Below are 17,912 nucleotides of genomic sequence, written 5' to 3'. Positions count from 1 at the left end.
TCTCCCTCTCCTGCTACGAGCCGCTTAGGCGCTAACCGCCTCGGTGCTAGCCTTGGCCGCACGAATGGTAAACTTTAGTTCGCCACTCTCCACCGTCACATCGACCTCGCCGCCATGCTCTAGCGCTCCAAATAGCAGCTCATCGGCAAGATGCCGTTTTACCTCATCCTGAATCGTACGCGCCATCGGTCTAGCGCCCATGCTCTTATCAAAACCGCGTTGCGCGACCCAGTGACGAACCGACTCATCGTAGCGCATTGTCACCCCTTTCGCCTCTAATTGTGACTCTAGCTCAATGAGAAACTTATCGACCACATGCAAAATGGTCGAATCATCAAGCGGCTTAAACTGAATCACACCATCGAGCCGATTACGGAACTCAGGGGTAAAGTGGCGTTTAATCGCCTCCATGCTATCGCTGCTATTATCCTGCTCGCTAAAGCCGATAGAGCGTTTAGCGAGCGATTCGGCCCCTAAATTGGTGGTCATGACGACAATCACATTCCGAAAATCGGCCTGACGACCATTGTTGTCGGTTAAGGTGCCATGATCCATCACCTGTAGCAGCAGGTTATAGAGTTCGGGGTGGGCCTTTTCGATCTCATCGAGCAGCAGCACCGCATGGGGCTCTTTGGTCACCGCCTCGGTCAATAGACCGCCTTGATCAAAGCCGACATAGCCAGGAGGAGCGCCAATGAGTCGCGATACGGTGTGGCGCTCCATATACTCTGACATATCGAACCGAATCAGTTCAATTCCAAGCGTTTTGGCCAGTTGCCGGGTCACTTCGGTCTTACCGACGCCGGTCGGGCCGGCAAACAGGAACGAGCCGACCGGCTTCTGCTCGCTACCAAGGCCGGAGCGGGAGAGTTTAATCGCTGTGGCGAGCGAGTGTATCGCCTGATCTTGACCAAAGATCATCAGTTTAAGATCGCGTTCCAAATTGCGTAGCGCCTCTTTATCAGAGCGGCTGACTTGGCGTGGCGGAATACGCGCCATTTTGGCGACCACCGCTTCAATCTGCTCTACGCCGACCGTCTCCCGCCTCGCCGCAGGTAGCTGCATCCGCTCTCTCGCCCCCGCCTCATCGATAACATCGATCGCTTTATCGGGCAGGTGGCGCTCATGCATATAGCGTGAGGCGAGCTCCGCCGCCTGCTGTAGCGCCTCATCCAGATAGCTGACCTGATGAAACGCCTCAAAGCGACTCTTAAGCCCTTGTAAAATTTCTACTGTCTCAGGGACAGACGGTTCAGGAATATCGACTTTCTGAAATCGTCGTGCTAGGGCGTGATCTTTTTCAAAAATACCGCGAAACTCCTGATAGGTGGTCGAGCCGATACAGCGCAACTGCCCTGAGGCGAGCATCGGTTTAATTAGATTAGAGGCGTCCATCGTCCCACCCGAGGTCGAACCGGCCCCAATAATCGTATGAATCTCATCAATAAACAGAATCGACTCCGGCTCCCCCTTTAGCTGCTGTAAAATAGCTTTCAGTCGCTTCTCAAAATCGCCGCGATATTTCGTTCCGGCCAGTAGCGCCCCCATATCGAGTGCGTAGATCGTCGCTTGAGCTAGAACCTCCGGTACTTCACCATCGACAATCTTCTTCGCTAACCCTTCGGCTAGCGCCGTTTTACCCACCCCCGCTTCGCCGACGAGCAGGGGGTTATTTTTACGCCGCCGACAGAGAATTTGGGTCATCCGCTCTAGCTCCTGCTGTCGGCCGATGAGTGGATCGATCTCCCCTTCAATCGCTAAATCGTTTAAGCAGACGGCGTATTTGAGCAGCGGATTGCTTTTGACCTCCTCCTCCTCTCCCTCCTCCTCGGCACCACTGTGTTGCGGCTCCTGTTCGGTGCTATCAACGCCATGGGAGAGGAGTGTCACCACATCAAGCCGAGTCACATCTTGCTGCTCTAGCAGATAGACCGCGTGCGATTCGCGCTCGCTATAGAGCGCCACTAAGACATTGGCGCTGGTCACCTCCTTCTGTTCAGAGGATTGCACCTGAAACACCGCCCGCTGAATCACCCGCTGAAACCCGAGTGTCGGCTGGGTCTCCTGCTCCTTATCTTGCAAAATTGGGGTGGTTTCGCTTAAAAAGAGCGACAGCTCCTCTCGTAGCTGGTCGAGATTGGCTTCGCAGCTACGCAAAATGGGAGCCGCCATCGGGCTGTCTAGCAGCGATAGCAGCAGATGCTCCACCGTCACAAACTCGTGGCGTTCGGTGCGGGCATGGTGGAAGGTACGATTAATAGTTAACTCAAGTTCACGACTTAACACAGCAGTTCCTCGACAAATGGGTAGATAGTAGAGCTATAGAGTGAGGTTACCCTAAAGCGATTCCAAATAAAACCACCTGTTGACTTTAAAGGGGTAGCCACCATAATGGCTGTTACTCAAATAGCCACGCTAAGATCATGACACTCATCCACCGCCCCCGCAAACGCTTCGGCCAGAACTTTCTCCACCATACGGCCACGCTTGAGGCTATCGTCGCGGCACTCTCTCCCCGTCGCGAGGAGAGTCTGCTGGAGATCGGCCCCGGTCGCGGCGCACTGACGGCCGCGCTGCTGCCCCATCTCGACTCACTCCACGCCATTGAGCTTGATCGCGATCTGGTCAGCTATCTACAGCAGCGGTTCCCCTCCTCACAGCTACAGCTCCATAGTGGCGATGCCCTCAAGCTCGATCTAGCCGATGGCCGATGGCCGACCCCGCTGCGACTAGTCGGCAATCTCCCCTATAACATCTCTACCCCGCTCATTCTGCACCTTATTGCCCAGCGAGAACAGATTATCGATATGCACTTTATGTTGCAAAAAGAGGTGGTGGAACGGCTAGTCTCTGCTCCGGGGAGGAAGAGTTATGGTCGCCTCTCGGTCATAGTGCAATACTATTGCCAGATCGAGCAGCTCTTCACCGTCCCCCCCTCCGCCTTTACCCCCCCGCCGAAGGTCGATTCGGCCATTGTTCGCCTCATCCCCTATCGCGATCCGCCCTTTCCGTCGGTTAGGCGCACCCTCCTAGAGCAGGTCACCCAATGCGCCTTCAACCAACGGCGCAAGACACTCCGCAACACCTTAAAACCGCTCTTTAGTGTCGCTGAACTAGAGCAGCTCGGCATCAATCCGACTCTAAGAGCTGATAATGTATCGGTCGCCGACTATGTAACGCTAGCTCTCGCCCTAGATAGCCTACCCACCCCATGATGAGCGTCGGCCACTATCTAGCCCTGCAGCCGCAGTCGCTCACGACGCTATTTCATCGCTATTCGCTCCAGCTACAGCAGGTCGATAGCGCCGCTATCCCCGGTAGCTGGTTCGGCTACCCCGAGGCGGGGCTAATCGCTAATCGGCTCTATTTTCACCGCCACACCCCCCTCCACTCGCTGCTACATGAGGCCGGACACTATATCTGCATGGCGCCTGAGCGGCGGCAACAGCTCCATACCAATGCAGGCGGCGATGAGTTAGAGGAGAGTGCGGTCAATTTTTTAGCGCTGCTATTAGCAGCACAGCTCCCCGGCTACGGTCGTGCCCGACTCATGGCCGATATGGTTGAGTGGGGCTACTCGTTTCGGTTAGGATCGCCGCTGCGTTGGTTTGCCGTCGATGCAGATGATGCCCGCCAGTGGCTATTACACTACCGCTTAATTACCCCTCAACTGGAGCCGACTTGGCTGCTACGACAACAAGAGCCATTAACAGGTGCCCTCCAACCATGACACCGACTGACCCCCACACTAAACCGACCTTTTGGGAGCGGCTCTGGCACGCCGATCCGGCCGAGCAGCCACGACCGCAGCGCCTCGCCACTCAACTGCTGCAACTGCTGTGGGTGCTGCGACGCGATATCTTTATCGGTGAGCTGAATCTACGCGCCATGAGTCTAGTCTATACCACCTTACTATCTTTAGTGCCGCTGTTGGCGGTCAGCTTCTCGATGCTAAAAGCGTTCGGAGTCCATAATCAGATTGAACCGATGTTAATTAACTTTGTCGCCCCGATGGGGGAGATGGGGGTGGAGATTATTAATCGGGTGTTGGAGTTTGTCGAACGGATGAAGGTCGGCGTTCTCGGCTCGGTCGGGCTGGCGATTCTGCTCTTTACCGTCATTTCGTTGGTACAAAAAATTGAGCAGGCGCTCAACTATGTCTGGCGCGTCAAACAGCCTCGTACTATTGTGCGCCGCTTCTCCGACTACTTAAGTGTCATTATGGTCGGGCCGGTGTTAATCTTCTCCGCGATGGGGATGAGCGCCTCGATTCGTAACCATACCATCGTGCAGCAGTTACTGGAGATGGAGGCGCTCGGTACCCTTATCCTGCTACTAGGCAAACTGATTCCGTTTCTGTTTGTCACCACCGCCTTCTTTTTTATCTATCTGTTTATCCCGAATACTCGCATCGGGCTGCGACCGGCGCTACTCGGTGCAGCCGCTGCGGGGGGGTTGTGGCAGAGTATCGGCCTGCTCTTCGGCCACTTTGCCGCTGGTGCGACTAGCTATGCCGCCATCTACTCCGGTTTGGCGATTCTCATTCTGTTTATGATTTGGCTCTATCTTAACTGGCTGATTCTGCTCATCGGTGCCCAAATCGCCTACTATATCCAATATCCACGCCAAATTCGGCGTGAACCGCTCACTCTGCCGCGCGGTCTCGCCTACCGCCAGCTCATGGTACTGCTTATGGTCTCTATCGTGCGTCGTTTTGAGAGTGAGGCCCCGCCGATTACCTTAGAGGAGCTCAATCAGCAGAGCGAACTGCCGCGTGATCTACTAGAGCTGCTGTTGCAAAAACTGCTCAGCTACGGCTTTATCGCCACCTGCCGTGAAGAGCCGGAGGGCTATCTGCCAACCACCGCCCCAGAGAAGTTGCAGTTAAACCACTTTCTCCAGGTTGTCGATAGCAACGATACCCCTCCCCCCACTTGGTTAGCGCACGAGTCGGCTATCGCGCAGCTATTTAGTTCGTTAAGTGAGGCGAGGGAAGAGCGGTTAGGGGCGTTAAATTTTAGTCAGTTAGCCGCTGATAATTTTTCACTACGAACCTGTATCGATGGGCGTGGCTGGGTATAGAGTCTCTAGCGGCTGCTAAAGAGTCGCAAGCCTCATAAATAAGCCTATTTATTACATTTGTTCTGTGCCGAATTCCATTTACCTCCCACACTAGTACAGCGAGCTTGTCTATCGCTCACTGTACGATAACAGGTGCTATTATTGGGTTCCCAGCTATAGTCATTGCCACCACAACTCGCCGAAGTGGTTGGTGCTATGGCAGAGCAGCCCGATCCACTCTTATCCCACCAGTGCCCTGCCGTATCACACGCTGTTTTAGTCGAGCAGTACGGCGCATCAGCCACAGCAGCACTACAGACATTAGGACTAGAACAGGTGATAGCCGCACCCGAATAGTCGCCATGGGCCAGCGCACTCAACGATTGTGTTGCCGGCTCGCAGGTTAGGCCTGCTGCGGTAGCATTCATATCACCACTCCAAGTAGCCGTGGTAAAGCTCACGCTACAAGAGTATCCCCCCGAGACGGCACTACAACTACCCCCCCCCTCGATAGTCAATGTCGGAATAGCTCCATCTGTGGCATAGTTCCCAGAAATTGTCGCAATATTTTTACACGCCACAGTGGCACCGCTGGATGATTGCTCGGTAACGGCTTGGCTTGCATTGCTACAGCTAACCCCTCCTGTCGTCGAGGCGGTCACCGTACCACTCCAATCAGCGCCACTATAGTCGGCACGACAGCTATATTGACCTACCGATGGGCTATCGATAAGACAAGTTCCGGCGCTATAGCCACTATCACCACTCATGCTCAGTTGCAGCGTATCGCCGCTAGGAACACTATAATTTCCGGTTATCTCCACCGTACCTCCTGGCAGCAGACAGTTAATTGCACTGCCACTGGCCGTTGCCGTCACACCAGTAAAGGTCTGAGTCGCTGAAGTACAAGCGAGAACATTGGCACCATCAACGGCACTGGTTACCGCCACCGAGCCACTCCACGCGGCACCCTCATAGGTCACTTCGCAACGATAGGTTGCAGCGCCCGCATCGAGTTCACAAACGCCACTATTGTAGCCACTCTCCCCGTTCATAGAGAGAGCCAGAGAGCTGCTGTCCGAAGGAAGCGAGTAGCTACCGCTGATCACAGCGCTTCCACCTAGGTTCACGCATCCTATGGTCGCTCCTGAAGTCGTCCCGCCATACAACTCAGTAAAGGTCTGACTACCATTGTAAAGGCAGTTAAGCCCAGTTCCACTGGCATTTAGCGTGCCATCCCAACGGTAACTGCTGGTCAAAATTGCGGTGCAACGGTAACTGTTATCCGTCTCATTAATGGCACAGCTACCATCAACACTCTCCCCCTCCATGCTAATAGAGAGTGTTTTACCTGCCGGAAGGGTGTAGCCCCCCTCAATGACTACTTGCGTCTCACAACCTGCCGGGGAGTCACTCCAAGTCCCTCCTGCCCCTTCACAAGCTAACTGCAACGACGCTTCACAGCTACTACCGTTCCAGTAACCGCCAGCGCTCGTACAGCTAGGCTCGCTCTCATCGGTACAGTAGCTCAGTGTCGCGGCACTACAGTCGTTTACCGCAGCGCATTGTGGGGAAGCCGCCGCATCCCACACCGCGTTAACAGAGCCACACTGCGCTTCGGTCACACACCCCTCTGGCGTGTCGAGGGTACAGAGTTTTAGGACTATGTTACTAGAGGAGCCGTTATTGCAGTTGTATGAGAGATTTGCCGTAAAATCTTCCACGACAAAGACACTCTCAATTGAGGCGTTTGCATCACACGCCTTAGTCGGACCAGGTGCATCTTCGCCCTTAACAACGAGATCGATAGCACTAGCGCGACTTGCCGTACAAGCCCAATCCCACACGCCACCGGCCTCTCCCTCTAAAGTACAGAGCTGACCATTCGCAGCGACTGAAGTAATCGTGACCGTCTCGCCACCGGTATGGTTAGGCGTAATGAGTAGCTCTAACTGAATAGTGGCCCCAGAGTTAGTGCTAATCGCACAAGAGGTACCAGAACCGGTGACACTAAAGTTCTGCTCCGTCAACTCACCGATAAAGATATCGTCTGACTGTGCCGAAGTTAACCCCGTTAACACATCATTACCCTCATCGCCATCGTCACTATAACTGTAGTAGCGCTGCATCCCCAATATATCGGTCGTAAAGAGTGGATGGGTAATAATCGCATCGTTCGTTTCATACTCAATAGAGCCACTACAGACAGTATATTTATACTTGTTTCCCTGTCCACCTTCGGTAATACGGGAGATGACCCCCAGATTGCCATACCAACTCTCTGGCGTGATGCAGAGATAGGCCTCGCCGACACTGTCATTGACCCATTGAAAAGCACATAGACCCGCATCTGAGGTCATCACGCGAATCTTCTCCATAAACGCATCACTGGTTGCCCCCCCTTTGGAGATCTCCCCAGAGATAATTAATAGTTTTTCTGATGAGATAAGCGTCCACCCCTCATCGTTATTATCGGTATCGGTAAATATTTTAAACCCGCCATCTTCTTTATAGATACGCATTCCATCTCGGGCAGCATCCATCTCCCCTCTATCAGGTTCGGTGACATTTTTCTTAAGGTAACCATCCCCCGTAGGCGGAGAGATCCCCCCGCCGCCGGTGCCGTCACTAACAGAGGTGTCGGCGGTAGGATTATCCCAGGTCACATAACCGGTCAGAGTCACTGTCTGGGTGTCACCCGCGCGATCACTCCAGTTAACATCAACGGTTAGTAGCACCCGATTGACCTCACCATTGACCACTTCCGGGGTATAACTACAGTCACGATCATAGGTTGTAAAACCACGAGTCACAGACTCATTGGCAGTGCAGGCAAAGTTGGCCGTAAAGGTATTCGTTGTTGGGTTATATGTTCCAAACTCGTTGACAGTAAATAGATTGCGAACATCGTTAATCTTCTCTTGCGCTAATAGCATCGCCTCATTACGAGACTGCGACTCACCACTAGAGGAGGTTAAATTGAGCTGCAAATTGGTTAACGCCAGCACGCCAATGGAGGTAAAAGCCATTGCCATCACCGCATCAATGAGTGCAATACCTATCTGTCTGTTAAATAGCTTCACTGTTCTATCCTCTTAAAAATCGCGCCAACTAGCTGTATCGACCCTAATATCCCGACTCGGCATACCGACACCATCTCCTCCGCCCTCAAAATAGCGTTTATAATAGATATCAGGGGTACCATTCACTTTTAGTGCGGTATCAGGAATACCATCCCCATTGGTATCCTCACCTTCGCCAATGAGAGACCCATGAATTTGTGGAGTACCACTGGTCTGAACCTCCCCCATCACATAGATAATGCCGTAAAAAACACTATTACCAGTTATCTTAAAATCCCCCTCCGTGACCACAATCGCTGGTGCTGAACTACTATTACCCACGCTCCCTACGCTTAAGGTACTACTACCATCACACCAGACAAATCGCCCCGGTTGCACCTCAGCGGCACTACAGGAGATAGTATCGGCAGTTGCTTTAATGTCGGCTTTTGTGCCTGAGAAGAAGCTCTGAAAAAACTCATCGCCAGTCAAAGCGACTAATTGTGGATCTTGGTCAACAATATCGAATCCTAGCGTGCCATCCGCAGGTCTTGAGATAGCCACCTCACCTCCAGAACTAGAACCATCAGCAATAAAGGTAATAAACTTATTACCGGTCATAGTGACCGTCTGACCAGTCCAGATGGTGGCATTCGTTTCGGTATTATGAATTTTAGCCTCCCCTATCATATTCACGGTGGTTCTGGCAACAACAGGGTGGGTTGGCCCTCCCCCTTGAAATAGCCCTATGCCTGTCCCTCGATAGCGTATCGTTCGAGTTGCTGTGCCATCGGCACTACTACCGGTAACACAAATTTCAAAGGTGGTTCCATCAGGGGCGTCGGCAGTGCCAGGGGTGCAGCCGCAGGCAACATAACCGGTGGCACGATAGTTACACATAGTAATAGCCGGCGCCGGGGTAAGGGTGCCTGCTGGCACGCTAATCACATCAATATTGCCATCGCCATCCTGATCGGCTCCGCCCCCCCCTTTAACATAGGCGAGCACATACTCTAACCCAGCCTGTGCACTCTCTAGCGCCTCAATAGAACGCACCTGATTGGCGCTAATTTTCTGTTCCATCATGACCGTTTTGGAGGTAAACAGAGTCACCATACTGACCGAGAAGAGCAGTACGGTAGAGACTAAGAGCGCCGCTGCCCCCCGCTGAAACTTATTGACGACAATAGAGCGTTTCATATCATTTTCTCCCAAACTATGGCACAGCCGCTGTGGCGTAAAAGGTACGGTTATTAGCTACCGCCACCGATTCAGAGAGCGTTAAGGTCACGCTATTATCACTGACCAAACGCGCCGTGATAGAAAAGTTGACATAACGCGACTCAACCATCTTATCGCCAACGGATCGAGCTACGCTATTGGTATCACAAGGTAAAGTGGTATCGCCTACCGTCACACTCTGCCAATTCCCGCCCCCCGTTTCGGTATTAGCGCAACGAGAGCCGACAAAATCGGCGCTAAAGGCGGTCACCTCGATCACCGTTGGGTCGGTAATATCTTCCCAGTCAGAGGCAGCACTATTGGTACAGGTAAAATTGGCACCAGTGCCAGCGCTATTTACCCGTTTATACATCTCAATCGCGCGATTAGTGACATCGTAACGAAACATACCAAACACATCGCCTGTCGTATCTAGGGTGCCATTTGGATTAGCACCATTGTAGTCGTAGCTGTAGGAGAGGCAGGTCGCGCCACTATTCACGCTAATAGCCAACAGATAGGGGGGCTGCATAAAGGGGTTATCTAGCCCCGGCCCCCCGCCCCAGTAGCCCGCGCGACGAACCTCGCCAGCTATAATATGGCTGATGGCACCTAGGTCTTGATGCAGTCTCGCCATGCGAACGATATCAGCACTATTGCCAGTCGAGGCGCTGTAGTAACTAATGGTGCCCCCAATCACGAACAGACCGACAAACATGCCGATCATAATTTCGACTAAGGTAAAGCCGCTTGAACCAAAATGTGTACAGGAGAACTGTTTCATCATCATCACCCACTAGCAGTTAGTGCTACAGGCAGGATAAGTGGTATAGGAGGTTCCACCCGATTCGCAGATAGAGACCCGACCTAAGATACTCATCGAGACTCGCAACACTTTCCCATCACTCGAAGTTAAACAGACGCTGCCATTATTCGCAGTGCCACGAACATTATCTATTGTTGTGTTGCCATTAGTAAATGGATTAGCTGCCATGGTGACCCCTTGAAAAGCGTTACCGGTGACTAGTTGGGCTGTCATCGTCCCCCCCATATCTAGTCCGCAATAGTCACTCTCGCTCGTCACCGTTTCGGTACAATCACAGGCCGCTGTGCCTGCAATCATCCCCGCACACCACGCGGCAGCATTAAAGCTGACTGTGATCGGTGTATTGCGTTTAACCGCCTCGGAGCGGGCTAACTGTAGGTGAGCATAGAGAGCTTCTGCCGCCCCCGTCACCCGAGCCGTACCAACGCCACCGGTAAACGACGGCGCAGCGAGTGAAGCGATAATCCCCACAATCACCACCACAATCAGCACCTCTATCAGGGTCATCCCGCTCGCCCTAAAGCGCCACCTAACTGTTCTGTTCTGCTTCATCGCCTGTTATTCGCCTCAATCGACTGCTACTGAGCTTAGTATAGCCACTTTATCGGCCAGTCACCTACCGCTTATCCGCTTTCAGCCACCGCTAATCACGGTGACAAAGAAATTTTGCCGAATCGGTCACACTCCGCCTATACTTGGACGCTTAGCATCTAGCATTAACCCAATTTCTAAACTACCGGAGAGAATGATGAAACTCAATGCGACCTCTTACCAAGGCTTTACGCTAGTTGAACTGATGATTGTGGTTGCCATTGTCGGCATCCTCGCTGCGGTTGCCTATCCTAGCTATACCAATTATATGCTTGAGGCTCGCCGTGGGGAGGCGATTGCTGAACTCGCTCGACTACAGATGGCGCAGGAGAAGTGGCGTGCTAGTGACAGCGACTACGCGACCCTCGCCGAGTTAGGCGATCCTTCGGCCAACTTCACCTACTACACCTTTGCCGTTAGCGCCCAGAGCGCCGGTAGCTATACCCTGACCGCCACCGCCAGCGGTGCGCAGAGCAGCGATAGCGGTTGTACCGTCTTAACCGTCACTCCCACCACCCGTACACCGACCGCCTGCTTCGCCCAGTAGCAGTAGCATCTTGTCATCCGCCCTTTTTCATGCCATTGTGACACCTATATGAACCACAACAACTGATAAAGACCATGGAAAGTAGTAACGATACCTATACCATTACCCACTGGCTAGACCAGCTAAATGCCTCGACTAGCGCCAGCGAATTTCACGGCCTCCTCACCGGGCTGATTATTACCCAAGGCAATAAGGCGGCCGTGCAGTGGCAGCCCTATATTACCCCCGATCTCAATCCTGGCGATCTGGTGCGCGAAGAGGCGGTTGATAACCTCAATATCGTCTTTGAGTCGCTTATTGAGGAGCTAAACGATCCGATGCTCAGCTTCTCGCCCCTCATGCCCGAGGAGGGGGATGCGTCGATTGAACAGCGCATTGAGGCGATATCGGAGTGGACTCAAGGGCTGCTATTAGGGCTCAGCCACGGCAATCTTGCCGTCGAAAAGCTCTCGGCCGAAAGTGGCGAGTTTCTAGATGATCTACTCGAAATCAGCCGCGCTAACACCTTTGTTCCCGATAGCAATGAGGAGATTAATGATCGTTCACTGACCGAAATCGGTGAATATCTGCGTGCCGGTGCCCTGACGCTACTAGATGAGCTCCACCCCCTGCCACTCTTCTCTGTTGCCGATGATACCCCCACACTCCACTAACCCGATCTGAGAGAGGGCGCTATGCCGATAGAGAGTCGAGAGTTTCGCCACCGTCGCCGCGACTTTATAGAGCAGATAGGCTCGAAGAGTATCGCCATTATACCTACCGCCATAGAGAAGCTTCGTAACCGCGATGTTGACTATCCGTTTCGTCCCGACAGCGACTTCTATTACCTGACCGGTTTTGCCGAACCAGAGGCGATCGCGGTCATCATTCCAGAGCGAGATCAAGGCGAGTATCTGCTCTTTTGTCGGGAAAAAGATCCCAAAAAGGAGATGTGGCACGGCCATCGTGCCGGACTCGATGGCGCTAAAGCCGACTTCGGTGCCGATGACGCCTTTCCGATTGACGATATCGGCGATATTCTGCCAGGACTCTTAGAGGGCAAAGAGCGCATCTTCTACGCCATGGGGTGTCATGCCGAGTTTGACACCAAACTGCTCGGCTGGTTAAACAAGTTGCGTTGTCAGAGCCGCGCGGGTGTCCATACCCCGGGCGAGATTATCGATTTAAGCCACATTCTGCACGATATGCGACTTATCAAAAGCCCAGCCGAAATCGAGACCATGCGCCGTGCGGCCAACATCTCCGCCGAAGCACATCGGCGAGCGATGCAGATGACCCGCCGCTGCAAATATGAGTTTCAGGTGGAGGCGGAGCTGTTGCACCACTTTATGCTCCACGGCTGCCGCTCCCCCGCCTACCCCTCCATTGTCGGTGGCGGTGTCAATGGCTGCACCCTCCACTATACCGCCAATAATCAGCCACTACAGGAGGGCGATCTGCTGCTTATCGATGCCGCTGCGGAGCTCGACTACTATGCCGCTGACATTACCCGCACCTTTCCAATCAATGGCAAGTTCTCCAAAAATCAGCGCCTGCTCTATCAAATCGTCCTCAAGGCACAGCAGGCGGCCATGGCACAGGTGAAACCGGGTAACCACTGGAACGCCCCCCATGAAGCGGCGGTCGAAGTGGTCACCGCCGGTTTGATGGAGCTCAATATCCTCAAGGGGAGCAATCTATCGAGCCTAATTAAAAAAGAGGCCTATAAACCCTTCTTTCCCCACCGCACCGGCCACTGGCTCGGCATGGATGTCCACGATGTCGGTGACTATAAAATCGAAGAGACCTGGCGGGAACTGGAGCCTGGGATGGTGCTGACCATCGAACCGGGGCTCTATATCCCCCCCAAATCGAAAAAAGTGGCCAAAAAGTGGTGGGGAATCGCCATTCGTATCGAAGATGATCTCCTCGTCACCGACAGCGGCTACGAGGTACTTAGCGCCGCTATTCCGAAAGAGATTGATGCCATTGAGGCGATTATGGCGGAAGCGGAGCATTAACATGGCTAAAACGCAGTACGATATCGCCATTATCGGTGGCGGCCTCATCGGTACCTCACTGGCATTAGCGCTCGCCTCCACGCCAACAAAAATAGCACTCATTAATCGCCAGCAGAGCGACAGCCGCCAGCATCAGAGCTTTGATCAACGCGCTATCGCCCTCTCCCACTTCTCGGTGCGACGACTACAGCAGCTCGGTATCTGGGAGTCGGTGGCGGCCGAGGCGACACCGATTAAAGCTATCCATGTCTCAGATCGAGGCCACTTCGGCACCACTCGCATTAGCGCGGCGACAGAGCGGGTCGAAGCGCTCGGCTATGTCGCTGCTGCCGCCGCGCTAGGCCGCGCCCTACAGCAGCTCCCCCCCTTAAGCGTCGAGAGGATAGCGCCGGTAGAGGCCGAAGAGCTTGAGTTTGAGGGCGAGAGTAACCGGATCCATCTCACCCCCCTCACCGGCGAGCCATTCACAATTCAGGCGCGATTAGTCGTGATCGCCGATGGTGGTGGGAGCTATTTTAGCGATAGGCTAGGGCTAACAAAGATAGCATACACCTATCACCAACAGGCGCTAACTACCACCGTGACCACCCATCTTCCCCACCAGTTTTGCGCCTACGAGCGTTTTACTAACGAAGGGCCGATCGCCCTACTCCCCTACGGAAACCGAGCCGATAGCTGCGACTGGTCGCTCGTCTGGACCCAACCCGACTCGCAGCAACCGCCTCGGATCAACTTAGATGACAACGACTTTTTACAGCAGCTACAGCAGCGCTTTGGCCGCCGTGCCGGCCACTTTACCGCTGTAGGCCAGCGCGATAGCTACCCGTTGACACTGCGCTATCTCCCCCAAGCGGTAGCGCCACGAACACTCTTTATCGGTAACGCCAGCCATACGATCCACCCTATCGCCGGACAGGGGTTTAATCTCGGCCTGCGTGATGTTGATACCCTAACGGCGCTACTGAAACCGCAGCTACAGCAGGGGAGCGATCCGGGCGATCCGGCGCTACTGCACCACTATCAGAGCCTAAGACGCAGTGATCACTGGCGGGTTATCGGCACCACCCACCTGCTAAGCAAACTCTTTGGCCACCAGGGAGCGGCGTGTGGCGCCCTTCGCAGCAAAGGGCTAGCCATTCTCGATAACCTTCCCTCGCTGCGACGCCCATTCACCCACCAGATGATGGGATACCACTATGAACGACTATGAGCTAATTATCGTCGGCGGCGGCATGGTCGGCAACGCCTTTGCCGCCGCCATGGCCGACAGCGGCCTAAGCCTCGCAATGATCGAACCGCGCCCATTTACCCCCTGGCAACGCCCTCCAGCAGAGTACGATCTGCGAGTTAGCGCACTGACCCGCGCCAGTGAAAATCTGCTACGACGTCTTAACTGTTGGGATGAGATAGCGCAGTTACGCCTCTGCCCCTATCGTGCCATGAGCGTCTGGGAGAGATCGGGGGCGATCCACTTTGACGCCGCAGAGGTAGGAGAGCCCAATTTGGGCCATATTGTCGAAAATGGGGCGATTCAGAGCGCCCTAGTGAACCGATTACGGCGGCAGGGGCAGTGTGAGCTAATCACCGATTTTAATCTAACCACCCTACGACGCCACCCCGAATCGATTGAGCTACGGGACGATCGCGGTCGCGCGCTCCAGTGCGATCTGCTCATCGGTGCTGATGGAGCCAACTCACAAGTGCGACAGTTAGCCGCCATGCCGAGCCACGGCTGGAGCTACGATCAGCAGGCTGTGGTCGCCACGATTACCACCCGCGACCCCCACCAGCAGACCGCTTGGCAGCGCTTTACCCCCAAAGGCCCCATCGCCATGCTGCCACTTGCCGATCCCCACCGCTGCTCCCTAGTCTGGTCGCTACCGACCGAGGAGGCTGACACCGTGATGCAGCTAGAGGAGGCCCCTTTTTTACACCAGCTACAGCAGCAGTTCGGTACTGCACTCGGCGAGCTAGAGGCGAGCGGCCAGCGCGCCAGCTTTGCGCTACAGCTCAAACATAGCCGCCAATACACCCAAGAGCGCCTCGCCTTGATCGGTAATGCCGCCCATGTAATCCACCCGCTCGCAGGACAGGGGCTCAATATCGGCCTGCTCGATGCCGCCGCACTCGCCGAAGTGATCCTAAACGATATCCGCCAGGGGCGCACACCGTCCCGTTTTAAGACCCTGCGCCGCTACGAGCGCTGGCGCAAAGGGGATAATCTACTCATGATGGGGGCAATGGATGGCTTAAAACGGCTCTTTAGCAACAGTCACCCCCTAATAACCACACTGCGAAACCGTGGACTACAGCTAACCGATCGCTTGACTCCTCTCAAACGGCAACTGATTATTAACGCCATGGGGCTTAACGGCGGCGAAGAGCTACCCCCGCTCTGCCGCCCCCTCTGGCCAACCGATTCACCCTAGAACTTAAGGAGCTACCCTAATGAAAAGCCTTAACACCGGCTTAACCGCACTACCGCTACTACTTACCCTCCACACAGCACCCACACTGGCCGAAGAGCCACTGGCGATCGAGCTCATCCGCCTCTCACTCGACAGTGCTCAAAAGATAGCCCAAGGCACCATCAACGCCTGTCGCAAGGAGGGGATTCATATCTCAGTCGCCATCGTTGACCGCGACGGTACGCTACAGGTGCAGCTACGAGACACCCTCGCCGCCCCCATATCGCTCCAAATTAGCCAAATGAAGGCCTATACCGCCGCCAATTTCAATGCCCCCACCTCAGCGCTCACCGAGCGAGCTAATAGCGCCGTTGGCCGAGTTGACGGGCTAGTGATGTCGGCTGGAGGCGTGCCTATTCATGGCGGTGGCGGCCAGCTACTCGGTGCTATCGGGGTGAGCGGTGCCCCCGCCGGTGAGACCGATGAGGCGTGTGCTAAGGCGGGGCTCGATACCCTTCGCGACGATTTAGAGATGGAGCTCTAACGCCTCTCTCATTCTATCCCCTAGCCCCGATAATCCAAGGAGAGTCTCATGGGTCGTCAACTCGGTCTATTCATGCAGCAAACCATGCGCGGCATCGGTATTCACTCTATCGCCTCACAGTTTCTGTTTACCTATATCGTTATCTTTCTATTTGCCTTCACCTCAGTGGCCGTGCTCTATCTATCGATGGGGAGCGATGCCAACTCGGTCAATATCGCCGGTCAACAGCGAATGCTCAGCCAACGAATGGCCAAAGAGGCGCTGTTAATCGCCCAAGAGATCGCCAATCGCAACGAAGTGATGGAGAGCATCGAGCTGTTTGAGAAGTCGCACCGCAGCCTGCTAGAGGGCGATCCGACACAGAATCTCTACCCCATTACCGATAGCGCCACCCTTAAACAGATGCAGCGGGTTGAGAGCTTATGGCGCGACTATAAACAGGTCATTTTAGCCCACATCGACCACCCCACCACCGACAGCTACCGCCAGATCCACCAGCAGTCGCCGCTTATCTTAAAAGAGATGCATCAAGCGGTCGTCATGATGACCAAAACCGCCAATGAGGTTCAAGCCCTTAAGCTCAATGTGGTTATGTTCACCGCCGGTTCGATCTTAATTCTGGTTATCTTTGGCCGTATCTTCGGGACGCAGGTGTTAATGCGACCGATTGAGCAGCTACGCAACCACCTAGCGACCGTCCGCCAAGGGGACTACACCGGTCGGCTACAGAGCAATTTTGATGACGATGAGATTGGAGCGATTATTACCGCCTATAACGAGATGCTACAGCGCACCGAAGATCTACTACGACAGGTTAGCGAGATCTCAGAGCGTATCGATAACGATAACCGTGCCGTCAGCGGTATGCTCTCTCAGACTGAAGCGGGGGTACGGCAACAGCAGCAGGAGCTCGATAAGGTCGCCACCGCGATGAATCAGATGGCAGTCTCGGTGCAGGAGGTCTCCTCACAGGCGGTCAGCGCCTCAGAGCAGGCCCACAGTGCCAAACACTCTGCCGAAGAGGGGAGTCAAGTTGTGAACAGTACCGTCACACGCATCTCCTCCCTAGCCAATGAGATTGGCCATGCCGCCGAGGTGATGGCCAAACTCGAAACCGATGCCCAACAGGTCGGCCATGTCCTAGAGGTGATTACCGGAATTGCCGAACAGACCAACCTACTAGCGCTCAACGCCGCCATTGAGGCCGCTCGCGCCGGAGAGCAGGGGCGCGGCTTCGCCGTGGTCGCCGATGAGGTTCGTACCCTAGCGCAAAAGACCCAGCAGTCAACCGAGGAGATTCGGCAAATTATCGAACGGCTGCAAAATCAGTCCCAACATGCGGTCAGCGCGATGCAGACCAGCCGCGAACTGACCAACAGCAGTGTCACCGAGACCCATAAAGCGGGCGAGGTGCTACAGCAGATTGTCGTCGCTGTCGATACCATCGCCCAAATGAATAGCCAAATTGTACAGGCGACTAGCGAACAGAGTACCGTCAGTCAGGATATCGACCGCAATATCGTCCATATCGCCGACATTGCCCACACCACCACCGAGAAAGCGCACGAATCGGTCGGCGCAACCGATGAGATTAATCGGGAGATTAACCGTCTAGTCGAACTCATTCGTCAATATCGCATCCATTAAACGAT

Annotated in this window: 15 protein-coding genes; 10 read left to right on the top strand and 5 right to left on the bottom strand. The window is 54.3% G+C overall.

What is annotated here, in order from left to right; translation table 11 throughout:
* Nucleotides 1-24: 24 nt before the first annotated feature.
* Nucleotides 25-2,286 (bottom strand): ATP-dependent Clp protease ATP-binding subunit ClpA, encoded by a 2,262-nt coding sequence (gene clpA / locus D5085_12435; protein ID QEP43859.1) that lies wholly within the window; start codon nucleotides 2,284-2,286, stop codon nucleotides 25-27.
* A 137-nt stretch (nucleotides 2,287-2,423) separates the two neighbouring features.
* Here clpA and rsmA point away from each other — a divergent pair, with 137 nt between their 5' ends.
* From rsmA to D5085_12420, 3 genes are read left to right on the top strand one after another with little or no spacing between them, the layout of a single operon-like run.
* Nucleotides 2,424-3,215, top strand: coding sequence for a 16S rRNA (adenine(1518)-N(6)/adenine(1519)-N(6))-dimethyltransferase RsmA (gene rsmA / locus D5085_12430; GenBank protein ID QEP43858.1), 792 nt, complete (start codon nucleotides 2,424-2,426; stop codon nucleotides 3,213-3,215).
* Nucleotides 3,212-3,730, top strand: coding sequence for a hypothetical protein (locus tag D5085_12425; GenBank protein ID QEP43857.1), 519 nt, complete (start codon nucleotides 3,212-3,214; stop codon nucleotides 3,728-3,730). Before rsmA ends, D5085_12425 begins: the two co-directional genes overlap by 4 nt.
* Complete coding sequence (locus D5085_12420) at nucleotides 3,727-5,082, top strand: YihY/virulence factor BrkB family protein (GenBank protein QEP43856.1); 1,356 nt, start codon at nucleotides 3,727-3,729, stop codon at nucleotides 5,080-5,082. The genes D5085_12425 and D5085_12420 overlap by 4 nt, the downstream gene beginning before the upstream one ends.
* A gap of 44 nt (nucleotides 5,083-5,126) precedes the next feature.
* Here D5085_12420 and D5085_12415 read toward each other — a convergent pair whose 3' ends face one another.
* From D5085_12415 to gspH, 4 genes are read right to left on the bottom strand one after another with little or no spacing between them, the layout of a single operon-like run.
* A complete protein-coding gene (locus tag D5085_12415) occupies nucleotides 5,127-8,144 on the bottom strand; it encodes a hypothetical protein (GenBank protein QEP43855.1) in 3,018 nt (1,005 codons plus the stop codon).
* 12 nt (nucleotides 8,145-8,156) lie between these two features.
* On the bottom strand, nucleotides 8,157-9,323 hold the full coding sequence (locus tag D5085_12410) for a hypothetical protein (GenBank protein QEP43854.1): 1,167 nt from the start codon (nucleotides 9,321-9,323) through the stop codon (nucleotides 8,157-8,159).
* A 16-nt stretch (nucleotides 9,324-9,339) separates the two neighbouring features.
* Nucleotides 9,340-10,134, bottom strand: a complete 795-nt coding sequence (locus D5085_12405) for a hypothetical protein (protein ID QEP43853.1) — start codon at nucleotides 10,132-10,134, stop codon at nucleotides 9,340-9,342.
* A gap of 6 nt (nucleotides 10,135-10,140) precedes the next feature.
* Nucleotides 10,141-10,722 carry a type II secretion system protein GspH gene (gspH, locus tag D5085_12400; GenBank protein ID QEP43852.1) on the bottom strand — a complete coding sequence of 194 codons (582 nt, stop codon included), beginning with the start codon at nucleotides 10,720-10,722 and terminating at the stop codon, nucleotides 10,141-10,143.
* Nucleotides 10,723-10,918: 196 nt separating this feature from the next.
* Between gspH and D5085_12395 the strand changes: the two genes are divergently transcribed.
* The 7 genes from D5085_12395 to D5085_12365 all read left to right on the top strand — a co-directional run bounded on the left by D5085_12395 (nucleotide 10,919) and on the right by D5085_12365 (nucleotide 17,907).
* Complete coding sequence (locus D5085_12395) at nucleotides 10,919-11,308, top strand: prepilin-type N-terminal cleavage/methylation domain-containing protein (protein ID QEP43851.1); 390 nt, start codon at nucleotides 10,919-10,921, stop codon at nucleotides 11,306-11,308.
* A gap of 74 nt (nucleotides 11,309-11,382) precedes the next feature.
* Nucleotides 11,383-11,961: a hypothetical protein gene (locus D5085_12390; GenBank protein ID QEP43850.1), complete on the top strand. Its 579-nt coding sequence runs from the start codon at nucleotides 11,383-11,385 to the stop codon at nucleotides 11,959-11,961.
* Between the two features lie 27 nt (nucleotides 11,962-11,988).
* Nucleotides 11,989-13,308 carry a Xaa-Pro aminopeptidase gene (locus D5085_12385; GenBank protein ID QEP45152.1) on the top strand — a complete coding sequence of 440 codons (1,320 nt, stop codon included), beginning with the start codon at nucleotides 11,989-11,991 and terminating at the stop codon, nucleotides 13,306-13,308.
* Nucleotides 13,208-14,518 (top strand): 2-octaprenyl-6-methoxyphenyl hydroxylase, encoded by a 1,311-nt coding sequence (locus tag D5085_12380; protein QEP43849.1) that lies wholly within the window; start codon nucleotides 13,208-13,210, stop codon nucleotides 14,516-14,518. Before D5085_12385 ends, D5085_12380 begins: the two co-directional genes overlap by 101 nt.
* Nucleotides 14,505-15,737 carry a 2-octaprenyl-3-methyl-6-methoxy-1,4-benzoquinol hydroxylase gene (locus tag D5085_12375; GenBank protein QEP43848.1) on the top strand — a complete coding sequence of 411 codons (1,233 nt, stop codon included), beginning with the start codon at nucleotides 14,505-14,507 and terminating at the stop codon, nucleotides 15,735-15,737. Before D5085_12380 ends, D5085_12375 begins: the two co-directional genes overlap by 14 nt.
* A 19-nt stretch (nucleotides 15,738-15,756) precedes the next feature.
* Nucleotides 15,757-16,260, top strand: coding sequence for a heme-binding protein (locus tag D5085_12370; GenBank protein QEP43847.1), 504 nt, complete (start codon nucleotides 15,757-15,759; stop codon nucleotides 16,258-16,260).
* A 48-nt stretch (nucleotides 16,261-16,308) separates the two neighbouring features.
* On the top strand, nucleotides 16,309-17,907 hold the full coding sequence (locus tag D5085_12365) for a HAMP domain-containing protein (protein QEP43846.1): 1,599 nt from the start codon (nucleotides 16,309-16,311) through the stop codon (nucleotides 17,905-17,907).
* Nucleotides 17,908-17,912: the final 5 nt, after the last annotated feature.

This window comes from Ectothiorhodospiraceae bacterium BW-2, assembly GCA_008375315.1.
Lineage (GTDB): Bacteria > Pseudomonadota > Gammaproteobacteria > Thiohalomonadales > Thiohalomonadaceae > BW-2.
Note: the sequence above shows the minus strand (reverse complement) of the source record. Positions and strands in the feature narration are given on the sequence as shown.

Bases quoted from the DNA above. Each gene is read 5' to 3' on its own strand.
- rsmA (QEP43858.1), top strand. From the start codon at position 2,424: ATGACACTCATCCACCGCCCCCGCAAACGCTTCGGCCAGAACTTTCTC.
- D5085_12425 (QEP43857.1), top strand. From the start codon at position 3,212: ATGATGAGCGTCGGCCACTATCTAGCCCTGCAGCCGCAGTCGCTCACG.
- D5085_12420 (QEP43856.1), top strand. From the start codon at position 3,727: ATGACACCGACTGACCCCCACACTAAACCGACCTTTTGGGAGCGGCTC.
- D5085_12410 (QEP43854.1), bottom strand. From the start codon at position 9,323: ATGAAACGCTCTATTGTCGTCAATAAGTTTCAGCGGGGGGCAGCGGCG.
- D5085_12405 (QEP43853.1), bottom strand. From the start codon at position 10,134: ATGATGATGAAACAGTTCTCCTGTACACATTTTGGTTCAAGCGGCTTT.
- gspH (QEP43852.1), bottom strand. From the start codon at position 10,722: ATGAAGCAGAACAGAACAGTTAGGTGGCGCTTTAGGGCGAGCGGGATG.
- D5085_12395 (QEP43851.1), top strand. From the start codon at position 10,919: ATGAAACTCAATGCGACCTCTTACCAAGGCTTTACGCTAGTTGAACTG.
- D5085_12390 (QEP43850.1), top strand. From the start codon at position 11,383: ATGGAAAGTAGTAACGATACCTATACCATTACCCACTGGCTAGACCAG.
- D5085_12380 (QEP43849.1), top strand. From the start codon at position 13,208: ATGATCTCCTCGTCACCGACAGCGGCTACGAGGTACTTAGCGCCGCTA.
- D5085_12375 (QEP43848.1), top strand. From the start codon at position 14,505: ATGAACGACTATGAGCTAATTATCGTCGGCGGCGGCATGGTCGGCAAC.
- D5085_12370 (QEP43847.1), top strand. From the start codon at position 15,757: ATGAAAAGCCTTAACACCGGCTTAACCGCACTACCGCTACTACTTACC.
- D5085_12365 (QEP43846.1), top strand. From the start codon at position 16,309: ATGGGTCGTCAACTCGGTCTATTCATGCAGCAAACCATGCGCGGCATC.